Origin of the sequence: Bradyrhizobium sp. SZCCHNS1050, from assembly GCF_032484785.1 — a bacterium.
Taxonomy (GTDB): Bacteria; Pseudomonadota; Alphaproteobacteria; order Rhizobiales; family Xanthobacteraceae; genus Bradyrhizobium.
On record NZ_JAUETR010000002.1, the window covers coordinates 1,174,515 to 1,193,036 of the forward strand.

Sequence of the window (18,522 nt, forward strand, 5' to 3'; positions counted from 1 at the left end):
GGCAGCGCGTTGCGACGGACCTGTCGGGAATGCGCCTCAGCCATGCATTTAGGCATACACGAGACATCAGGGAAGACCAACCGATCAAATCGTTACCTGGGTACCCACCTCGACGACCCGGCCCGTGGGAATCTGGAAATAATCCGTGGCGTCGTTGGCCGACCGGCTCAGACCAATGAAGAGATGGTCCTGCCAGGCCGGCATGCCCGACTGGGACGATGGCTTCAACGAGCGGCGCGAGACGAAGAACGACGTGGACATGATGTCGAACTGCCAGCCGAGCTTGCGCGCCACCGCGAGCGCGCGCGGCACGTTCGGGGATTCCATGAATCCGAAGCGCAGCCGCACCTTGGAAAACTTCTCGCTGATCTTCTCCATGCGCACGCGCTCCGAGACATCGACCCGCGGCGTCTGCGCGGTCTCGATGGTCAGGATCACGTTGTGCTCGTGCAGCACCTTGTTGTGCTTGAGATTGTGCAGCAATGCGGTCGGCACCGAGGTCGGATCGCTCGTGAGAAACACCGCCGTGCCCTTGACGATGTGAGGAGGCCTCTTCTCCAGGCTGGTGATCAGGTCATCCAGCGGAACCTCGATCTTGCGCGTCTTGAGCACCAAGATCGCCGAACCACGCCGCCAGGTCCAGATCGTCACGACCATCGCGGCACCGAACAGCAGCGGAACCCAGGCTCCTTCGAGGAGCTTCAGCAGGTTGGCGCTGAAGAAGGTCATATCGACGATGACGAAGGGAGCGATCACGGCAGCCGCCACGGCCGCACGCAAGTTCCACAGCTTCCAGATCACCACGAAGCCCATGATGCCGTCGGCGACCATGGTGGTGGACACTGCGATGCCGTAGGCGGAGGCGAGATTGCTCGAGGTCCGGAACAGCAGGACCAGCAGCAGCACGCCGATCAGCAGCAGCCGGTTGACCCGCGGCAGATAGATCTGGCCGGCATGGCTCTCCGACGTATAGCGCACCTCGAAACGCGGCAGCAGACCGAGCTGGACCGCCTGGCTGACCAGCGAATATGCGCCCGTGATCACGGCCTGGCTCGCGATGACAGTCGCGGCGGTGGCCAGCACCACCAGCGGCAGCAGCAACAGTTCAGGCACCATCCGGTAGAACGAATTCTCGATCGCGGCCGGATCGGACAGCACCAGGGCGCCCTGCCCGAAATAGTTGATCAGCAGCGCCGGAAGCACGAAGAACAGCCAGGCCGACTGGATCGGCTTGCGGCCGAAATGACCGAGATCTGCATAGAGCGCCTCGCCGCCGGTGACCGCGAGGAACACCGCGCCCAGGGTGACCAGGCCGATCGTGCCGTGCGAGAGCAGAAACTGCACCGCATAGTAGGGATTGATCGCCGCGAGCACCGAGGGGTCGTCGCGGATGTGGACCAGCCCCATCACGGCGAGGGCGGTGAACCACGTGACCATGACCGGGCCGAAGGCGGAGGCGACGCGCGCCGTCCCCTTGCTCTGGACCGCGAACAGCACGACCAGGATGAACACGGTCAGCGGCACGACATAATGCTCGAGCGCAGGCGCGGCGAGCTTGAGGCCTTCGACCGCCGACAACACCGAGATCGCCGGCGTGATCATCGAGTCTCCGATGAACATCGAAGCGCCGATCACACCCAGCGACATCAGGAACAGGCTGCGCCGACCCAAAGCCCGCTGTCCGAGCGCCATCAGCGACAGCGTTCCGCCCTCGCCGTTATTGTCGGCGCGGAGCAGCAGCAGGACGTATTTGGCTGTCACCACGATGAACAGCGACCAGAGGATCAGCGAGAGCACGCCGAGCACGATGATCCGCGACACCGGGTGCCCCTGAGCAGCGCCGTGCGCGGCCTCGCGAAAGGCGTAGAGGGGCGAGGTGCCGATGTCTCCGAACACCACGCCGATGCTGCCTAGCGTCAGCCCCCAAAACCCCGACGTGCTCGCGGTGTCCTGTCCTTCGGTCGATGTCGCGCTGGCCGTCATGTGCTCGGAACGCATCTTCCCTGTTTGGCCCGGCGCGTGTGAACGTAGACCGTTCGCAGGTCAAGTCTCTACCGTAAGCAGACCTATGTTCCCAGCCCGCAACCAAACGGCACGGCTGACACAGATGTCGCATGCCGCATCGCGGCAAGTGCCTTTAGCCCAAGCATCCTGAGGCAGATGTCGGATCTGCCTCAGGCGAATCAAGTGGCTGCTGATGCTCTTCGTTGCCGTTCGCAGTCGCCCGTGCGGCAATATGATGCGGGAAGCGAAGCGTCCCGGCTACGGCTTCAGATCGGGCGGCAATGGCGGGTCTTCCCGCATCAAGGTGATCGTCACGCGGCGGTTGGCGGCCAGCGAGGGATCGTCCGGGAACAGTGGCTGGCTATCCGCCTTGCCGGAGACCGCGTAGATGTGGCTCGCCGGCAACCCTTCCCGCTCCAGGATCTGGCGTACTGCGTTGGCGCGGTCCGCCGACAGGTCGAAACCATCATAATCGCTCCGGGCGGGAACGAAGCCGGCGGCCGTGTGCCCGGTGATCTGGACCCGAAGCGGTGTCGCCTTGAGCGGTGCGGCCAGCTTCTCGATCAGGCGTCGCGTGCGGTCGAAGGGCACCTTCGAGCCATCCGCGAACATCGACCGCCCGTCCTGGTCGACGATCTCCAGGTTGAGCCCCTGCTTGGTCTCTTCGAACATGATGTGCTTGGAGATCTCGGTCATCTCCGGCATGTCCTGCAGCGCCTGACGCAGCGAGGCAGACGCCAGCGCGAACTGGCGATCGATCTTCAGCTTGGCGCCATTGGTATGCTGGCGCTCCTCCTGCTCGGGGCTGGGCTCGCGCGCGGTCTCCTCCGGCGAGATGTGGGCGGCGTTCTTGAGCTTCGGCCGGGTCGGCAGGCCGTCGGATTCCACGATGCCCGAATAGCGCGACTCGGACTGCACGCCGAAGGCGTCGCGCATCGAGCCTGCGACGACTTTCAGCTTGTTGTTGTCCATGGTCGAGAACGCGACCAGCATCACGAAGAAGCTGACCAGAAGTCCCATCAGGTCGGCAAAGGTCACGAACCAGCCGTGACCGCCGCCATGCGCATCGCCCCTCTTCTTCTTGGCCATTGCCTACCCCACCCCGGATCGCCCCGCCGCAGCCGATCAGGCCGGCACGGGCTCGCCTTCGGCATGGCGATGCTTCTCGGGCAGATAGGCCAGGAGCATTTCGCGGACCAGGGCGGGGCTCTTGGAGTCGCGGATCATCAGAATTCCGTCGATGATCAGCGTCCGGTTGGTTTCCTCGTCCAGCAGCTTGCCATGCAGCTTGTCGGCGATCGGCAGACAGATCAGGTTCGACACCAACGCGCCGTACAGGGTCGCGAGCAGCGCGGTCGCCATGAACGGGCCGAGCTTCGAGGGATCGGTCATGTTGGCGAACATCTGCACCATGCCGATCAGCGTGCCGACCATGCCGAACGCCGGGGCGCAGTCGCCGATGGCGCGATAGATCTTGCTGCCTTCGTCCAGGTGCATCAGGAAATTGTCGCGGTCACGCTCGAGATTGTCGCGGATGAATTCGAGGTCGTAGCCGTCGGCCACGTAGCGGATTCCCTTGGCGAGGAACGGCTCGTCGGTCTCGACCTTTTCCAGGCCGACCGGGCCCTGCTTGCGCGCGATCTCGGCAATGCGGGCGAGCTCGTCGACGAGTTCGCGGGCCGACAGGCGGCTCATGGTGAAAGCGTACTTCATTCCAAGCGGAACGCCGTGCAGCATGACGCCCAGCGGGAAGCGAATCATGGTGGCTGCGATCGAACCGCCGAAGATGATGATTGCGGCGTGCTCGCTGACGAACATCTCGAGATCGCCGCCCAGCAGCATCATCGTCGCGATGACGATCACGCCAGCCACGAGCCCCGCACTCGTCATAATATCCATGAGTCAACTCCACCCGCGTACGCAAACCACGACCCTGCCGGACCGACGCGGTGCTTCTGGACCGCATGTCACGAGACTAGATGTCCGCCATTAAGGACGAGTTACTGAATTCGGTAGGCATAATGAAAGGTAAACAGCAGCGCCGCAGACCACGCCGACTCGCTCAAGCGGCTGAGGATCCGGACTTGAGCAGGTTCGCCACGGCGAAGACGGCCGACTGATCGAATGATCGCTGCATCTTGTGGACCATCTCCAGCATCTGCGCCGGCTCCATCGTCGCCGATCCCACCTCGAGTTCGCGCGACAGGCGCGACAGCGCCGAGAAACCGAACGTCGCCGACGAGCTCTTGATCGAATGCGCCTCACGCCTCAGTTCGAGGCGATCCTCGAACTTGGCCGCAAGCGTGCCGAACTTTCCGGACGTATCGTCGAGGAACGTGCGCAGGACCTCCAGCGCATCCTCTTCGCCGAGCTCGGAGACCAGGATCTGATAGACGGATTCGTCGAATTGCACCCAGTCGGTCATGCGACAAGCCTTTCCTTGTGTGTAGCAGCGGCCGCGCGAAGCAGAGCGGCATTCAGTCGATCGCGCGTGACCGGCTTGGTCACGAAGTCGTTCATGCCGGCGTCCGTGCAAGCCAGATGATCCTGGCTGGTGGCGTTGGCCGTCAGGGCAACAATGTAGATGTCCTGGGCGGGCGGCGGCAGCGAGCGGATCATCCGCGTCGCCGTCAGCCCGTCCATCTCGGGCATCATCATGTCCATCAGCACGAGATCGTAGGCCTGCCTCTGCACGGCCGCGATCGCCTGGGTTCCGTTCTCGACGATGTCGTAGCGGTGACCGAGCTTGTCCAGGAGCTTCTTGATGACGAACTGATTGGTCAGATTGTCCTCGGCAACGAGGATCTTCAGCGGCTCGAGGCTGCCCGGACGTTCCTCGGCGATCGTCTCACCGACCGGCACGATGGTCGCCTCGGGCGCGCTCACCTGCTCGACGTCCGGCTGCGTCTGGACCTGGATCGAGAAGGTGAAGGTGCTTCCCTCCCCCACCTTGCTCTGCACCGTGATGTCGCCGCCCATGCAGGTGACGAGGCGCTTGCAGATTGCGAGCCCCAGACCGGTGCCGCCAAAGCGGCGCGAGATGGAATTGTCGACCTGCGAGAACTGCTTGAACAGCCGGCTGACGGCGTCTGCGGGAATGCCGACGCCGGTATCGGCGATCGAGAACACCAGCGTCAGGTGCGGCCCGGCAAGGTTCTCGGCACGGACATCGATATGGACGCCGCCCGATTCGGTGAATTTGAGCGCATTGCCGACCAGGTTGAACAGCACCTGGCGCAATCGCGCGGGATCGCCGACCACGTAGTTCGGCACTTCCGGCGCGATCGAGGTCGTCAGCTGCAGACCCTTTTCCTTGGCGCGGGACACCAGCAGCTCGGCGGTCGCCGTCACCGACCGGTGCAGGTCGAACTCGATGTGCTCGATCTCCAGACGATCGGCATCGAGCTTGGAGAAATCGAGGACGTCGTTGAGCAGCTGCAACAGATAGTCGGCCGACTCGCGCAAGGTGGTCGCGATCTTGCGCTGCTCCGGCGCGAGGTCCGCCGACAGCAAGAGATCGGCAAGGCCGATGACGCCGTTCATCGGCGTGCGTATCTCATGGCTCATCATCGCCAGGAATTCGGAGCGCGCCCGCGTACCTGCCTCGGCGGCATCACGCGAGGCGGCAAGCCCCGCCTGATAGCGCGCAATCAGGATCGTGATGATGCCGATGACCACCGTCAGCAACGCTCCGACCAGCAGATCACGATCGCGGTTGAGCTTGAAGGCGCTGAAGATCTCCTCGGAGGCCTGACCGACGATGACCACCAGCGGCAGATCCTTGATGCGCTGGAACGAGTAGATGCGCGTGACGCCGTCGATCAGACTTTTGAAGGTGTAGAAGCCGCTGCTTCCGTGCTGAATGGCGCTCATCACCGGGCTGCCGGCGAGCGAGGATCCGACGCCCCCCGGACCGGCCGAGGCCCGTGCGCGCACGATGCCGTCGAGACCGAGCAGTGTGACATTGCCCTTCTTGCCGAGATCGACCGAATTGTAGAAGCTCGACAGATATTCAGGGTCGAGCGAGACCACCACGACGCCGCCGAACGAACCGTCCGGCATGATGATGCGGCGGGTCAACTGGATCGACCATTTGTTGGAGACACGGCCGAAGATCGGCTTGCTGATGAAGAGAAAATCATCCTTGCCGTCGGCATGAACGCGGAAGTGCTCGCGGTCGCGCAGGTCGAGGCCCCGCATCTTCGGATCGATGTTGCTGGACAGCATGATGCCGTCCTTGCCGATCACGACGACCTGAAACGAGAAGTCGGACAGGAACTGGCTGTTCTTCGACCATAGCGACATGTCGAAGTTGTGCGGGTCCCTGGCATAGGAGTCGCGGACGTAGAGCAAGGTCTGATCTGCCGCGCGGATCGAGCGGATGATCTGCTCCTCGAACGCGCGGGCCAGATTGGCGCCGTTCTTAAGCGCCGACTGCTCGGTGCGCGTATACTCTTCAGAGATGGTGTAGAAGATGCCGGCCCACACCAGGGCGATCGCCGAGAGGCCGATCGCGGCGCTGCCGAAATGTCCGATCAGCCGAACCATCTTGTCGACGGTCCGGTCGAGCCGCCCGAACAACGGCCCGGATTTCGATATCAGCCTGCGCATGTCCTTCGCCCTCGGGCGACATGCCTATCGGGACAGGCTAGCCATCAGGTAAAGCTTGATGGATAAAATCTTCTCAACGAGCGACGGCCGCTTAACCTTCGGCGAATTCCGGCCTGTTTGCGGGTAATTCGTCACCGTGTGCGATATTTTCGGCGGAGGGTCAGCCGCCACCCCGTAGTCATCCGGATGCGGTTGCAGCGTCGCAGTTCGGCGAGCGCCCAGCGCAAGGCCGGCGGGCCGCACCGCCGCGCGGTACGGCTCGCCCATTGGGACCGGAGTGAAGCGACGCTCAATGAATCTCCGCCGACCGCTTCAAGGCGGCCTTGAGCTTCTCGAGCGAGAAATCCGCAGACCGCGCGATCTCCAGGATCGGCGTTTCACGGCGCGCGCACAACTCGGCCGCCTCGGGAAGCCTCGCCGCGATGTCGGCGGGGATGACGATCGCACCATGGCGATCGGAGTGGATCAGGTCGTCCGAGCGCACGGTCATCCCGGCGACGCGGACCTCGCCGCCGAAGCTCTCGGCATGCACCCACGCATGCGACGGACCGATCGAGCCCGCCAGTGCCTGGAAGCCGGCAGCCCATTGCGGGATGTCGCGGATCGATCCATCGGTGATCACGCCGAGGCAGCCGAGCGCCTTGTGGACGTTGCTCTGTACCTCGCCCCAGAATGCGCCGTAGCCGATGTCGGGGCCGTCGATATCCTGGATCACGACGACGCGGGGACCATGACCGGTGCCGACATATTCGTAGTAGTCGGTGCGTCGCCTCGCCTGCTCCTCCGCCGGCAATCCCGATTTGACGACGGACCGGATCGTCGCCGTCCGCGCGTAGCCGACCATGGGCGGCAGATCGGGGAACGGACACACCAGCGGCTTGGTCGTGTAGCCGATCAGGCGCCGCTCGGGCGCCACGATCTCCATCGCGTTGCAGATAGTCGGCGTATCGTAGCGCGCGAGCGCCTCGAGGACGGAAGCAGCGAGGGGCGCGGCGGCAGTGCTTGTCACGGGCGTTTTCTCCGGATGATGCGGACGGCATTCGCGGCCGTCCTTGGCCATCCGGTATAACTGAGGCGCCCAAGCCGGCAAAGCGCGCGCCGGGTCTTGGGCCCTGCGCTCAGTGCAGCCGTTCCGGCGGCCGCTGCCCCTGCTCCACCGCTGGCGCGCCGGTCGGCGCAAAAGCCGTCGTGGATGAAGACGAGGCGTGCGACGCTGCAGCCGCGGCACCAAGGACCGCGGCGTGCCGCGCCGCCTGGTGCCGATACAGCCGCCAGCCGAACGGAAGGCTCAAGATGTAGAGGATCGATCCGGCCGACAGGATGTGCCAGGGATAGACCACCAGCAGCGCCACGAAGAACACCACCGAGGCGAACACCGGCAGCACGAGTTCGGGCGAGACACGCATCCGCGTGGTCTTGCCGGAGAACACCGGCAGCCGCGACACCATCAGGAAGGCGATCAGCAGGGTGTAGAACGCCGTCACCAGCGCCGGCGGCCTCGGCAGGTCCAGGAACGCCAGATAGACGGGCAGCAGCACGGTGATGGCGCCGAGCGGTGCCGGCACGCCGGTGAAGAAATTGGCGGCGAAGGGCGGCTTGTTGGGATCGTCGATGCTGGCATTGAAGCGCGCCAGCCGCAGGCCGCCGCTGATGGCGTACATCATGGCGGCGATCCAGCCGCCGTCGCGCAGCTCATGGAGCTGCCAGAAATACAGGATCAGGCCCGGCGCCACGCCGAAATTGACGAAATCGGCCAGGCTGTCGAGCTCGGCGCCGAACTTCGACTGGCCCTTGATCATGCGGGCGATGCGGCCATCGATGCCGTCCAGGAAGGCGGCAAAGACGATGGCGCCGACCGCGAGCTCCATCCGTCCCTCGGTCGACAGCCGGATCGCGGTCAGGCCGGCGCAGATCGCCAGCAGGGTGATCATGTTCGGCACCAGCAGCCGCACCGGGATCGGGCGGAAACGGCGGCGGCGCAGTTCGGGAGAGTTCACGTCGAAGCTCATGATCACACCACGTGTGGTTTGGGCCGGAACCTTGTGCCTGAACACAGCTCAAGGTCCCCTTAATGGGTCACCAGCGGGCAGCGACGGTTCACTGGCTCCGGAACGTCAGGCCGGGCACGGGGACGTCGAAATCGGCCAGGATCGTCTCGCCGGCAATGGCCGTCTGCCCCTCCGAGACCAGAACCTCCGTGCCGTCGGGGAGATAGACGTCGAGCCGCGAGCCGAAGCGGATCAGGCCGAAGCGCTCGCCAGCCCCAATGGTCTGCCCCTCGCGCACGAACGACACGATCCGGCGCGCCACGAGGCCTGCGATCTGGACCACGCCGATGCGGCCATGCGGCGTCGAGATCGCGAGCGAGTTGCGCTCGTTGTCCTCGCTCGCCTTGTCGAGCTCGGCATTGATGAAGGCGCCCGGACGGTAGGCGATCTTCTCGATCCGGCCGGCCACCGGGCTGCGGTTCACATGCACGTTGAACACGCTCATGAAGATCGAGACCCGCAGCAGCGGTCGGTCGCCGAGGCCGAGCTCGGCCGGCGGCAGGGCGCGCGTGATCATGGAGATGCGCCCGTCGGCCGGCGCCACCACCAGCCCTTCCCGCTGCGGCGTGACCCGGATCGGGTCGCGGAAGAACAGCGCGCACCAGACGGTGAGCAGCGTGCCGATCCAGCCGAGCGGGGTGAATATCCAGAACAGGATCAGGCTGACGAGGGCAAATCCCCCGATGAAAGGATAACCTTCCGGGTGGATCGGCGGGATCTGAGCGCGGATGGAATTGCTGATCGACATGGCCTGCTTCGTTGAGTGTTGTCGCTCTGACCTCAGAGCGGACCGCCGCCTTGACTAGGTCGATGGCCGGCGAAGGTCAAAATGAATCCTTAATGCATTCTTGAGTTCAGATCAGGGCGGTTCGCGGCATCATTCGGCGGCACTCGCCACCTGTCCGGTCCGATCGGGCCCGGCCGCGTCCGGCTCGCTCCGATCCGGCGGATTGCGGTTCGGCGCCCCCGCATCGTCGCCGATCTGCGCCAGTTTTTCGCGCGCCTCCTCAGCCTCGCGCTGCCGGTTCCACATGCCGGCATACAGCCCGCCTTTGGCCAGCAGCTCGGCATGAGTGCCGCGCTCGGCAATTCGCCCCCGGTCGAGCACGATGATCTCGTCGGCCGCCACGATGGTCGAAAGCCGGTGCGCGATCACGAGCGAGGTACGATTGCGCGACACACCATCGAGCGCCTCCTGGATCTCGTGCTCGGTATGGCTGTCCAGCGCCGAGGTCGCCTCGTCCAGCACGAGGATCGGCGGCCCCTTCAGGATGGTGCGGGCAATCGCAACGCGCTGCTTCTCGCCACCGGAGAGCTTGAGGCCGCGCTCGCCCACCTGGGTCTCGTAGCCCTTCGGCGCCATCCGGATCAGACCGTCGATCTGGGCCAGCCTCGCTGCCTCCTCGACGGCGGCGTCGTCCGCATCCCAGCGTCCGTAGCGGATGTTGTAGCGGATGGTGTCATTGAACAGCACGGTATCCTGCGGGACCATCCCGATCTGGGCGCGCAGCGACACCTGGGTAACGTCGCGGATGTCCTGGCCGTCGATCAAGATGCGGCCGCCGGAGACGTCGTAGAGCCGAAACAGCAGCCGCGAGATGGTCGACTTGCCAGCACCGGACGGCCCCACGATCGCGACCGTCTTGCCCGCCGGCACCTCGAAGCTCAGCCCCTGCAGGATCGGCCGCTCCGGCTCATAGGCGAAGCGGACGTCGTCGAAGCGGACATTGCCAGAGGTGACCACCAAAGGCGTCGCTCCGGCCGCGTCTTTCACCTCGGCATCGCGCGTGAGCACGCCGAACATCTTCTCGATGTCGATGATCGCCTGCTTGATCTCGCGATAGACCATGCCCATGAAGTTCAGCGGCTGGTAGAGCTGGATCATCATGCTGTTGATCATGACGAAGTCGCCGACCGTGTTGCGTCCCTGACGCACGCCCTGGGCGCACATCAGCATAGCCACCGTCAGCCCGATCGTGAAGATCACGGCCTGCCCGGCGTTGAGCACCGCGAGCGAGGTATAGGTCTTCACGCTGGCCCGCTCGTAGCGCTCCATGGAACGGTCATAACGCTCGGCCTCGCGCGCCTCGGCGCCGAAATACTTCACTGTCTCGTAGTTGAGCAGCGAGTCGATGGCCTTGGTATTGGCATCCGTATCCGAGTCGTTCATGCGGCGCCGGATCTCGATGCGCCACTCGGTCGCAATGTAGGTGTAATAGAGATAGGCCGCGACCATGGTGAGCGTGACCAGAACGTAGCGCCAGTCGAACTGCCACAGGAGCACCGCCGTCAGCAGCGAGACCTCGACGATGGTCGGGATCAGCTGCAGGATCACCATGCGCACGATGGTCTCGATCGCGTTGCGGCCGCGCTCGAGCACGCGGGTCAGGCCGCCGGTCTTGCGCTCGAGGTGAAAGCGCAGCGATAATTCATGCATGTGGACGAAGGTGATGGTCGCGAGCTTGCGCACGGCATGCATGGCGACGCGGGCAAAAATACCGTCGCGCCACTGCGTCAGCACCGCCATCAGCACCCGAATCCCGCCGTAGCTTGCCGTCATGACGATCGGCGAGGCCACCAGCCAGAACGCCCAGTTATCGGGCGCGATCGGCGCGGTGTTGGCGCCGGTCAACGCGTCGATCGCCCATTTGAAGGTGAAGGGCAGGACCAGCGTCGCGACCTTGGCCACGATCAGCAGCACCACCGACCATAGCACGCGCATCTTCAGGTCGGCGCGATCGCTCGGCCAGATGAAGGGCCACAAGTGGCGCAGCGTGCCGGCCAGCGTTCCCTGCTCGAGGGACGAAGGCTGGTTGGCGGCTGGTTCGGAGGAGGAATCGGGCGGCATCAAACGTTCTGGAGCAGCGAGTGTTTTGGCATGTTGTGATGCCGGGCGTTGCCTGCGTCATATAGAGTGTCCGGGCGCCGGATGCACCGGTACGTCGACGGAATCCGTTGCCGCGGCGCAGTATTTGCATACTTGTTTTCGGACAAATGGACCCATTCAGCCTGCATCATTCCGTGAAAGCCCGCGAATCCACGTCCTCCGCCCTCGTCTTGACGCCTTTCAACTGCAGTGTCACACCGCTCCAATGACTGAAATCCGCACCGTTTGCGTCTATTGCGGCTCCGGCCCGGGGACGAATCCCAGCTTCATCGAATCGGCGAAAGCACTCGGCAAGGCGCTTGCCGAGAACGGCGTCAGGCTCGTCTATGGCGGCGGCTCCATCGGCATGATGGGCGCGGTTGCCAAGGCCGTGCTCGACCATGGCGGCGACGTCACCGGCATCATTCCGGACTTCCTGGTGAAGAAGGAAGTCATGATGCCGCTCAAGGATCTCATCATCACGCCCGACATGCACGAGCGCAAACGGCTGATGTTCGAGCACTCCGACGCGTTCGTGGCGCTGCCCGGCGGCATCGGCACGCTCGAGGAGCTCGTCGAGCAGCTGACCTGGAAGCAGCTCGGACGCCACGCCAAGCCCGTGCTGATGGCCAATATCGACGGCTTCTGGGAGCCGCTGTTCGGGCTGCTCGCGCACATGCGCGAGACCGAGTTCATCCGCCCCGGTTTCCAGATCGAGCTGCTCAAGGCCGAACGCGTTGAGGACATCCTGCCGCGCCTGCGCGAGGCCGCCGCCCGCGTCGCCAAGGAAGATACCGAGATGGCGCCTGAGATCGCCAAACGGCTCTGAGCCCCTACTCGCTCGGGAATGTGACCGCCTCGATCCGGTTGCCATCGGGATCAAGCACAAAGGCCGCATAATAGCGCACGCGATCATGCGGTCGCAGTCCTGGCGCACCGTCGGAAACTCCGCCCGCCTCCAACGCTGCCGCGTGAAACGCATCGACCTCCGCCATGCTCCTGGCTCGCAGGCCCACATGAGAGCCGGTGTCGGCCGGCACGCGCGCCATGGCGGGGCGTAGATTGATCCAGAATTCCGGATAGGCCTTGCCGAAGCCGATGGTCGTGGGGCGCTCGATCAGCCGCGTCAGCCCGAGCGGCGCCAGCGCACGCTCATAGAACCGCGCGCTGCGGACGAGATCGCTGACACCGACGGAGACGTGGTCGATCATGCGTTTGCTCCTGGCCTCTCCAGGTCAATGCGAGGAGCGAAGCGACGAAGCAATCCAGAATCGCGCATTCAGCCCCGGATTGCTTCGCTTCGCTCGCAATGACGGATGCATCATCTCACCCTTTCGCGCCGGACTTCACCAGCTTGTAGAATACCGAGTCCATCAGCGCCTGGAACGAGGCGTCGATGATGTTGGGTGACACGCCGACCGTGGTCCAGCGCTCCCCCTTTTCGTCCTCGCTCTCGATCAGCACGCGCGTGACCGCCTCGGTGCCGCCATTGAGGATACGGACGCGGTAGTCGATCAGCTTGAGGCCGTCGATGAAGCCCTGGTACTTGCCGAGATCCTTGCGCAAGGCGACGTCGAGCGCATTGACCGGGCCGTTGCCTTCCGCCGCCGAGATCAGCCGCTCGCCAGCGACGTCCACCTTGACCACGGCCAGCGCCACCGTGACGCGTTCACCGAGCGCGTTGTAGCGCTGCTCGACATTGACGTCGAACTGCTCGACCCGGAAATACTCCGGCACCGAGCCCAGCGTACGCCGCGCCAGCAACTCGAACGAGGCGTCGGCGGACTCGTAGGCGTAGCCCGCGGCCTCGCGCTCCTTCAGTTCCTCGACGAGGCGCGTCAGCTTAGGATCGCTCTTGCTGAAGGGAATGCCGCCACGCTCCAGCGCCGCAATGACGTTGGATCGTCCGGCCTGGTCGGAGACCAGCACCTTGCGATGATTGCCGACGCGCTCGGGCAGGACGTGCTCATAGGTCTGCGGATCCTTCAGCACGGCCGACGCATGAATACCGGTCTTGGTGACGAAGGCGCTCTCGCCGACATAAGGCGCGTGCCGGTTCGGCGCACGGTTCAGCATGTCGTCGAGCGTGCGCGAGACCTTCATCAGGCCGGCGAGCTGCCGGTCCGATACGGCGATCTCGAACCGATCCGAGAACTCCGTCTTCAGCTTCAAGGTCGGGATCAGTGAGCACAGATTGGCATTGCCGCAGCGCTCGCCGAGTCCGTTCAAGGTGCCCTGGATCTGCCGCACGCCAGCGCGGACCGCGGCAAGCGAGTTCGCCACCGCCTGCTCGGTATCGTTATGGGCGTGGATGCCGAGATGATCGCCCGGCACATGCTTGGCGACCTCGCCGACGATCACCTCGATCTCGTGCGGCATGGTGCCGCCATTGGTGTCGCACAGCACGACCCAGCGCGCGCCGGCCTCATAGGCCGCGCGGGTGCAGGCCAGCGCGAACTCCGCATTCTCCTTGTAGCCGTCGAAGAAATGCTCGCAGTCGAGCATCACCTCGCGCCCCGCAGCCTTCGCGGCGGTCACGCTGTCGCGGATCGAGGCGAGATTCTCCTCGTTGGTGGTCTCCAGCGCGACGCGGACCTGGTAGGCGGATGACTTCGCGACGAAGCAGATCGCGTCCGCCTCGGCCTCCAGCAGCGCCGCCACGCCCGGATCGTTGGACACCGAGCGTCCCGCCCGGCGCGTCATCCCGAAGGCGGTGAAGCGGGCATGGCCGAGCTTGGGCTTGGCGGCGAAGAACTCGGTGTCGAGCGGGTTGGCGCCGGGATAGCCGCCCTCGACATAGTCGATGCCGAGATCGTCGAGCATGCGCGCGATCGCCTGCTTGTCGGCCAGCGTGAAATCGACACCGTTGGTCTGCGCGCCATCGCGCAGGGTGGTGTCGAACAGATAAAGCCGTTCCCTGCTTGTGCCTGCCCTGCTCATGCCTGCGCTCCCCCGGAGCCGAGCGTCTTCTTCATCGTAGTGTTGGCGAGCCACTCGCCATTGATGGAGACGCTATTGCGCTGCTGCGCGACGTAGCCGCGCTTGCGGAAGAATTCGACCGCCGTGTCGCTGGCGTCGACCGACAGACCGGTCGTGCCGCGCGCGCCCGCCAGCTTTTCCAGCGCGTCGCACAGCAGGGCGCCGACGCCCTGCCCGGCCGCATTCGGATGGACATAGAGCATGTCGATGTGATCGTTGCCCTTCAGCGCGGCGAAGCCGACCGGCGAGCCCTGCAGGGTCGCAATCAAGGTGAGCTCGGATGCCAGCCTCTTGCCAAAACCCGTCTCATCCTCAGCAGCGGACGCCCAGGCCTCCTGCTGCTCCTCGCTGTAGTCATCACCGGTCAATTGCTGGATGCTGGCGACGAAGATCGCGGCCAGCACCGGCGCATCAGCGGGAAGAAACGGCCGCAGCGCGGGCCTCGGGAGAGCCTGTCCCATGCGTCACCACATGCCGTAGAGTTTCGTGACCAGCGCCACTGCGCCCGCGATCAGCACCAGCTTGAGCAGGATGTAGTACAGCCAGTGCCGCGGAAACGGCGTGTCGGGCTTGCTCATCGCGCAATCTCCCAGGTCGTGACCGGCTTGCCGTCGGCGCCCTTGCCGTCCTTCAATACGATACCCATCGCGGCGAGTGCGTCGCGGAGGCGATCGGACTCCTTGAAGTCCTTGCGCGCCCGGGCCGCGGTACGCTCGGCGATCAGGCTTTCGACCTTGGCGGCGTCGACGCCTTTGGCCTGCTGCTTTCGCGCTTCCCATCGCGCGACTGTGTCCGACAGGAAGCCCGCAAAGCGGAGCGAGCCGGCAAAGGCCGCGCGGTCCGTCTCGCCGCCGGACGCCGCACGGCTCCGCAACGCGTGCAGCTCTGCGATCATCAGCGGCGTGTTGAGGTCGTCGACGAGGGCGGCGATGATCTCGGGCCCCGGCTGCTCACCCGGCGCATCGGCCACGACGCGATACCAGTCGTCGAGCGTCTTCGCGCTCTCCTCCAGGCCCTTGACGGTCCAATCGGCCGGCGAGCGATAATGCATCTTGAGCATGTTGAGGCGCAGCACCTCGCCAGGCCAGTCCGCCAGCAGGTCGCGGATGGTGACGAAATTGCCGAGGCTCTTCGACATCTTCGCGCCCTCGACCTGGACGAACTCATTGTGCAGCCAGTAGTTCGCCATCACCGACGTGCCGTGCGCGCAGCGCGACTGCGCGATCTCGTTCTCATGATGCGGGAAGATCAGATCGAGTCCGCCGCCATGGATGTCGAAGACCTCGCCGAGATAGGCTGCGCTCATCGCCGAGCACTCGATGTGCCAGCCCGGCCGGCCGCGGCCCCACGGGCTGTCCCAGCCCGGCTCGTCCTCCGACGACTGCTTCCACAGCACGAAGTCGGCAGGATTCTTCTTGTGCGCATCGACGGCCACGCGCGCGCCGGCGAGTTGCTCGTCGAGCCTGCGGCCCGACAGCGCGCCGTAGTCCGGCATCGACCGGGTGTCGAACAACACCTCGCCGCCCGCCTCATAGGCGTGGCCACGCGCGATCAGTTGCTTGATCAGGCTCACCATATCCGCCTTGCCATCAGGGCGCGGCAGCACGAACTCGGTGGCGCGTGGCTCGAAGGTCGGCGGCAGGCTGCCGAGCGCAGCCGCGTCGCTGCGGAACTGATTGGCCGTCAGCTCCGTCACCTTCCGGATCGCCTCGTTCAGCGGCAGCCCGGGAAAGTCGCGCGCGGCGCGGGCGTTGATCTTGTCGTCGACGTCCGTGATGTTGCGGACATAAGTGACGTGATCCTTGCCATAGAGATGCCGCAGCAGCCGGAACAGCACGTCGAAGACGATCACGGGCCGCGCATTGCCGATATGGGCGAAGTCGTAGACCGTCGGTCCGCAGACATACATGCGGACATTGTTGGGATCGAGCGGCACGAAGGGGCGCTTCTCCCGCGACGCGGTGTCGTACAAACGCAAGTCCATGGTCCGTCCCCGAATGCCCTGTGCTCACCGCCCCGCCGGACCGACAGTCCATGACGAAGCGAAACGGGTGTCCTACGCCGCACGACCGCCCGCGAGCGGGCCGCCACGGCACGAATCACACTTCCGACCTGCCGGCCGGGCGTCCTGATCATCTCTGTTGAGAAAAGACGGCCTCAGCCAGCGAATCGCTAGCGCGTAATCTCGCGGCAAATGCAGCAGATGGCGAGGAAACCGTTCATGAAACTCACCATGCTGCAGCAGACTGTCTCCGTCAAGAGCCGCAAAACGGCCGTTTTCACTGCCCAAATGCTCGCGCCCCGCCTCATGGTTAATCATTTTTAAGCTTTTGGGCCTAACCATGAGTTGTCTCCTACACCCACCGGTGCACCATGCGAATCTCCCCGGCGCTGCTCGCCTGCTGTGTTCTCCTCGCCGCCGCGACCACCGCCACGGCGGAGAGCCGCATCTTCATCATCGCCAACGAAGCCGACGGCTACGGCGTCGACCAGTGCCTCGCCAAGGGCGACCGATGCGGCGCCTCGGCCGCGCGGTCGTACTGCCAATCACGGGATTTTGCACAGGCCTCCTCCTATCGCCGCGTCGACCCCGATGAAATCACCGGATCGGTGCCGAAAGCCGGCGCAAACTGCGCCCGTGGCGGCTGCAGCGACTTTGTCGCGATCACCTGCCAGCGCTGAGACGGCCGGGAACGGCGGTTCCCGCCACCCCGGCGCCCTGGAAACGACGTGACGATGCCCGACAAAGCGGCTATGGCATGCCCGCCGCTGCCGCGATTTTTCCGAATTCTGTGCTAGTCCCGCGGCTGCACCCATGGACCGGAATACCGCATCTTGATCGCATCCCTGTCTCCGCGCCTGCTGGCCGTGTCTGCGCTGCTCGGACTGACCCTGACCGGCTCGCACGCCCTGGCGCAATCCAGCTCCGAATCCTATGCGCAGATGCCGCCGGGCCCGCCCGGACCGCAGGCCGGCGTCAATCCGATCTGTCCGCGCCTGGAGGCGCAGCTCGCCTCGATCGATCGCGGTGGCGGCGATCCCGCGCGTGAGGACCAGATCCGGCGCTATCAGGATGCTGCCGCCAAGCAGCAAGGCGAGCTCGACCGCGTCAGCATGCAGGCCAAGCGCATGGGCTGCGACAGCCCGGGCTTCTTCTCGATCTTCAACGGCCGCTCGGCCGAATGCGCCCCGGTGAACAACCAGATCCAGCAGATGCGGTCCAACCTGGACCAGATCATGAGCAGCCTGGAGCGGCTCCGTGGCGGCGGGTTCGGCGGCGAGCGCGACAACCAGCGCCGCTCGGTGCTGGCAGCCCTCGGCCAGAACAATTGCGGCCCGCAATATCAGCAGTACGCTAACGCCAATCGCGGCGGCGGCGGCGGCAACTTCCTGACCAGCCTGTTCGGCGGCGGTGCCGACAGCAATCCCGCCGCATCGCTGCCGCCGCCGAGCGCCGATCTCGCGGCGCCGCAGGGCACCTACCGGACCGTGTGCGTGCGTAGCTGCGACGGCGCCTATTTCCCGATCTCGTTTGCCACCGTTCCCGGCCGCTTCGCCGACGACGAGCGCGCCTGCAAGGCGCAATGCCCCGCCGCCGACGCGACGCTGTTCACCTATCGCAATCCCGGCGAGGACATGAACCAGGCGGTCTCGGTCAATGGCCAGCCCTACACCGCGCTGCCGAACGCCTTCAAGTATCGCACCGAGTTCAACCCGAGCTGTTCCTGCAAGGCGCCCGGCCAAACCTGGGCCGATGCGCTGAAATCGATCGACGACCGGGCCACAGCCGCCGAGCAGGGCGACATCATCGTCACCGAGGAGAGCGCCAAGCGGATGCAGCAGCGCCAGACCGGCAAGCCGCCGGCGAACGCCGCCCGCAAAGGCGCCACGCCGGCCGATGCCGCAGCGCCCGCGACCGCGGACACCACGACGGGCGCCGGTGGCGACAAGCAGATCCGCACGGTGGGACCGACCTTCATTCCCGCGCGTTGAGCGAGATCGCCGGGCCATCGG

General features: G+C 65.0%; 16 protein-coding genes. 3 read left to right on the top strand and 13 right to left on the bottom strand.

Going from position 1 to position 18,522, the window contains the following annotated elements:
* Positions 1 to 84: 84 nt before the first annotated feature.
* The 9 genes from QX094_RS29815 to QX094_RS29855 all read right to left on the bottom strand — a co-directional run bounded on the left by QX094_RS29815 (position 85) and on the right by QX094_RS29855 (position 11,511).
* On the bottom strand, positions 85 to 1,983 hold the full coding sequence (locus QX094_RS29815) for a potassium transporter Kup (protein ID WP_316171287.1): 1,899 nt from the start codon (positions 1,981 to 1,983) through the stop codon (positions 85 to 87).
* Positions 1,984 to 2,262: 279 nt separating this feature from the next.
* Positions 2,263 to 3,093, bottom strand: coding sequence for a flagellar motor protein MotB (locus tag QX094_RS29820; protein WP_315714498.1), 831 nt, complete (start codon positions 3,091 to 3,093; stop codon positions 2,263 to 2,265).
* 36 nt (positions 3,094 to 3,129) lie between these two features.
* Positions 3,130 to 3,903: a motility protein A gene (locus QX094_RS29825; RefSeq protein WP_315714499.1), complete on the bottom strand. Its 774-nt coding sequence runs from the start codon at positions 3,901 to 3,903 to the stop codon at positions 3,130 to 3,132.
* Positions 3,904 to 4,066: 163 nt separating this feature from the next.
* Positions 4,067 to 4,429, bottom strand: a complete 363-nt coding sequence (locus tag QX094_RS29830) for an Hpt domain-containing protein (protein WP_316173963.1) — start codon at positions 4,427 to 4,429, stop codon at positions 4,067 to 4,069.
* A complete protein-coding gene (locus tag QX094_RS29835) occupies positions 4,426 to 6,615 on the bottom strand; it encodes a hybrid sensor histidine kinase/response regulator (RefSeq protein WP_316173965.1) in 2,190 nt (729 codons plus the stop codon). The genes QX094_RS29830 and QX094_RS29835 overlap by 4 nt, the downstream gene beginning before the upstream one ends.
* A 289-nt stretch (positions 6,616 to 6,904) precedes the next feature.
* Positions 6,905 to 7,624, bottom strand: coding sequence for an RraA family protein (locus tag QX094_RS29840; RefSeq protein ID WP_315714502.1), 720 nt, complete (start codon positions 7,622 to 7,624; stop codon positions 6,905 to 6,907).
* Between the two features lie 109 nt (positions 7,625 to 7,733).
* Complete coding sequence (locus QX094_RS29845) at positions 7,734 to 8,624, bottom strand: phosphatidylcholine/phosphatidylserine synthase (RefSeq protein WP_315714503.1); 891 nt, start codon at positions 8,622 to 8,624, stop codon at positions 7,734 to 7,736.
* An 88-nt stretch (positions 8,625 to 8,712) separates the two neighbouring features.
* Positions 8,713 to 9,447: a phosphatidylserine decarboxylase gene (locus QX094_RS29850; RefSeq protein WP_315714965.1), complete on the bottom strand. Its 735-nt coding sequence runs from the start codon at positions 9,445 to 9,447 to the stop codon at positions 8,713 to 8,715.
* Positions 9,448 to 9,540: 93 nt separating this feature from the next.
* On the bottom strand, positions 9,541 to 11,511 hold the full coding sequence (locus QX094_RS29855) for an ABC transporter ATP-binding protein/permease (protein ID WP_315714504.1): 1,971 nt from the start codon (positions 11,509 to 11,511) through the stop codon (positions 9,541 to 9,543).
* Between the two features lie 244 nt (positions 11,512 to 11,755).
* On the opposite strand from QX094_RS29855, the gene QX094_RS29860 reads away from it, so the two are divergent.
* The gene (locus QX094_RS29860; RefSeq protein WP_315714505.1) at positions 11,756 to 12,358 is read left to right on the top strand and encodes a TIGR00730 family Rossman fold protein; all 603 of its coding nucleotides are present in this window, start codon (positions 11,756 to 11,758) and stop codon (positions 12,356 to 12,358) included.
* A gap of 4 nt (positions 12,359 to 12,362) precedes the next feature.
* On the opposite strand, the gene QX094_RS29865 is transcribed toward QX094_RS29860, so the two are convergent.
* The 4 genes from QX094_RS29865 to cysS form a co-directional block, all read right to left on the bottom strand.
* Positions 12,363 to 12,740, bottom strand: a complete 378-nt coding sequence (locus QX094_RS29865; protein WP_315714506.1) for a VOC family protein — start codon at positions 12,738 to 12,740, stop codon at positions 12,363 to 12,365.
* A 115-nt stretch (positions 12,741 to 12,855) separates the two neighbouring features.
* Positions 12,856 to 14,469, bottom strand: coding sequence for a citramalate synthase (cimA, locus tag QX094_RS29870; RefSeq protein ID WP_315714507.1), 1,614 nt, complete (start codon positions 14,467 to 14,469; stop codon positions 12,856 to 12,858).
* Positions 14,466 to 14,969, bottom strand: coding sequence for a GNAT family N-acetyltransferase (locus QX094_RS29875; protein ID WP_315714508.1), 504 nt, complete (start codon positions 14,967 to 14,969; stop codon positions 14,466 to 14,468). Before QX094_RS29875 ends, cimA begins: the two co-directional genes overlap by 4 nt.
* A 113-nt stretch (positions 14,970 to 15,082) precedes the next feature.
* The gene (gene cysS / locus QX094_RS29880; protein ID WP_316171227.1) at positions 15,083 to 16,492 is read right to left on the bottom strand and encodes a cysteine--tRNA ligase; all 1,410 of its coding nucleotides are present in this window, start codon (positions 16,490 to 16,492) and stop codon (positions 15,083 to 15,085) included.
* A 389-nt stretch (positions 16,493 to 16,881) separates the two neighbouring features.
* Here cysS and QX094_RS29885 point away from each other — a divergent pair, with 389 nt between their 5' ends.
* Together QX094_RS29885 and QX094_RS29890 are read left to right on the top strand one after the other, a co-directional pair.
* Entirely contained in the window at positions 16,882 to 17,190 is a 309-nt protein-coding gene (locus tag QX094_RS29885; protein WP_315714511.1) for a hypothetical protein, read from the top strand.
* Between the two features lie 153 nt (positions 17,191 to 17,343).
* Entirely contained in the window at positions 17,344 to 18,501 is a 1,158-nt protein-coding gene (locus QX094_RS29890; protein ID WP_316188410.1) for a DUF2865 domain-containing protein, read from the top strand.
* Positions 18,502 to 18,522: the final 21 nt, after the last annotated feature.

Bases quoted from the DNA above. Each gene is read 5' to 3' on its own strand.
- QX094_RS29855 (WP_315714504.1), bottom strand. From the start codon at position 11,511: ATGCCGCCCGATTCCTCCTCCGAACCAGCCGCCAACCAGCCTTCGTCC.
- QX094_RS29875 (WP_315714508.1), bottom strand. From the start codon at position 14,969: ATGGGACAGGCTCTCCCGAGGCCCGCGCTGCGGCCGTTTCTTCCCGCT.
- QX094_RS29845 (WP_315714503.1), bottom strand. From the start codon at position 8,624: ATGAGCTTCGACGTGAACTCTCCCGAACTGCGCCGCCGCCGTTTCCGC.
- QX094_RS29860 (WP_315714505.1), top strand. From the start codon at position 11,756: ATGACTGAAATCCGCACCGTTTGCGTCTATTGCGGCTCCGGCCCGGGG.
- cysS (WP_316171227.1), bottom strand. From the start codon at position 16,492: ATGGACTTGCGTTTGTACGACACCGCGTCGCGGGAGAAGCGCCCCTTC.
- cimA (WP_315714507.1), bottom strand. From the start codon at position 14,469: ATGAGCAGGGCAGGCACAAGCAGGGAACGGCTTTATCTGTTCGACACC.
- QX094_RS29865 (WP_315714506.1), bottom strand. From the start codon at position 12,740: ATGATCGACCACGTCTCCGTCGGTGTCAGCGATCTCGTCCGCAGCGCG.
- QX094_RS29820 (WP_315714498.1), bottom strand. From the start codon at position 3,093: ATGGCCAAGAAGAAGAGGGGCGATGCGCATGGCGGCGGTCACGGCTGG.
- QX094_RS29825 (WP_315714499.1), bottom strand. From the start codon at position 3,903: ATGGATATTATGACGAGTGCGGGGCTCGTGGCTGGCGTGATCGTCATC.
- QX094_RS29830 (WP_316173963.1), bottom strand. From the start codon at position 4,429: ATGACCGACTGGGTGCAATTCGACGAATCCGTCTATCAGATCCTGGTC.
- QX094_RS29835 (WP_316173965.1), bottom strand. From the start codon at position 6,615: ATGCGCAGGCTGATATCGAAATCCGGGCCGTTGTTCGGGCGGCTCGAC.
- QX094_RS29885 (WP_315714511.1), top strand. From the start codon at position 16,882: ATGCGAATCTCCCCGGCGCTGCTCGCCTGCTGTGTTCTCCTCGCCGCC.
- QX094_RS29815 (WP_316171287.1), bottom strand. From the start codon at position 1,983: ATGACGGCCAGCGCGACATCGACCGAAGGACAGGACACCGCGAGCACG.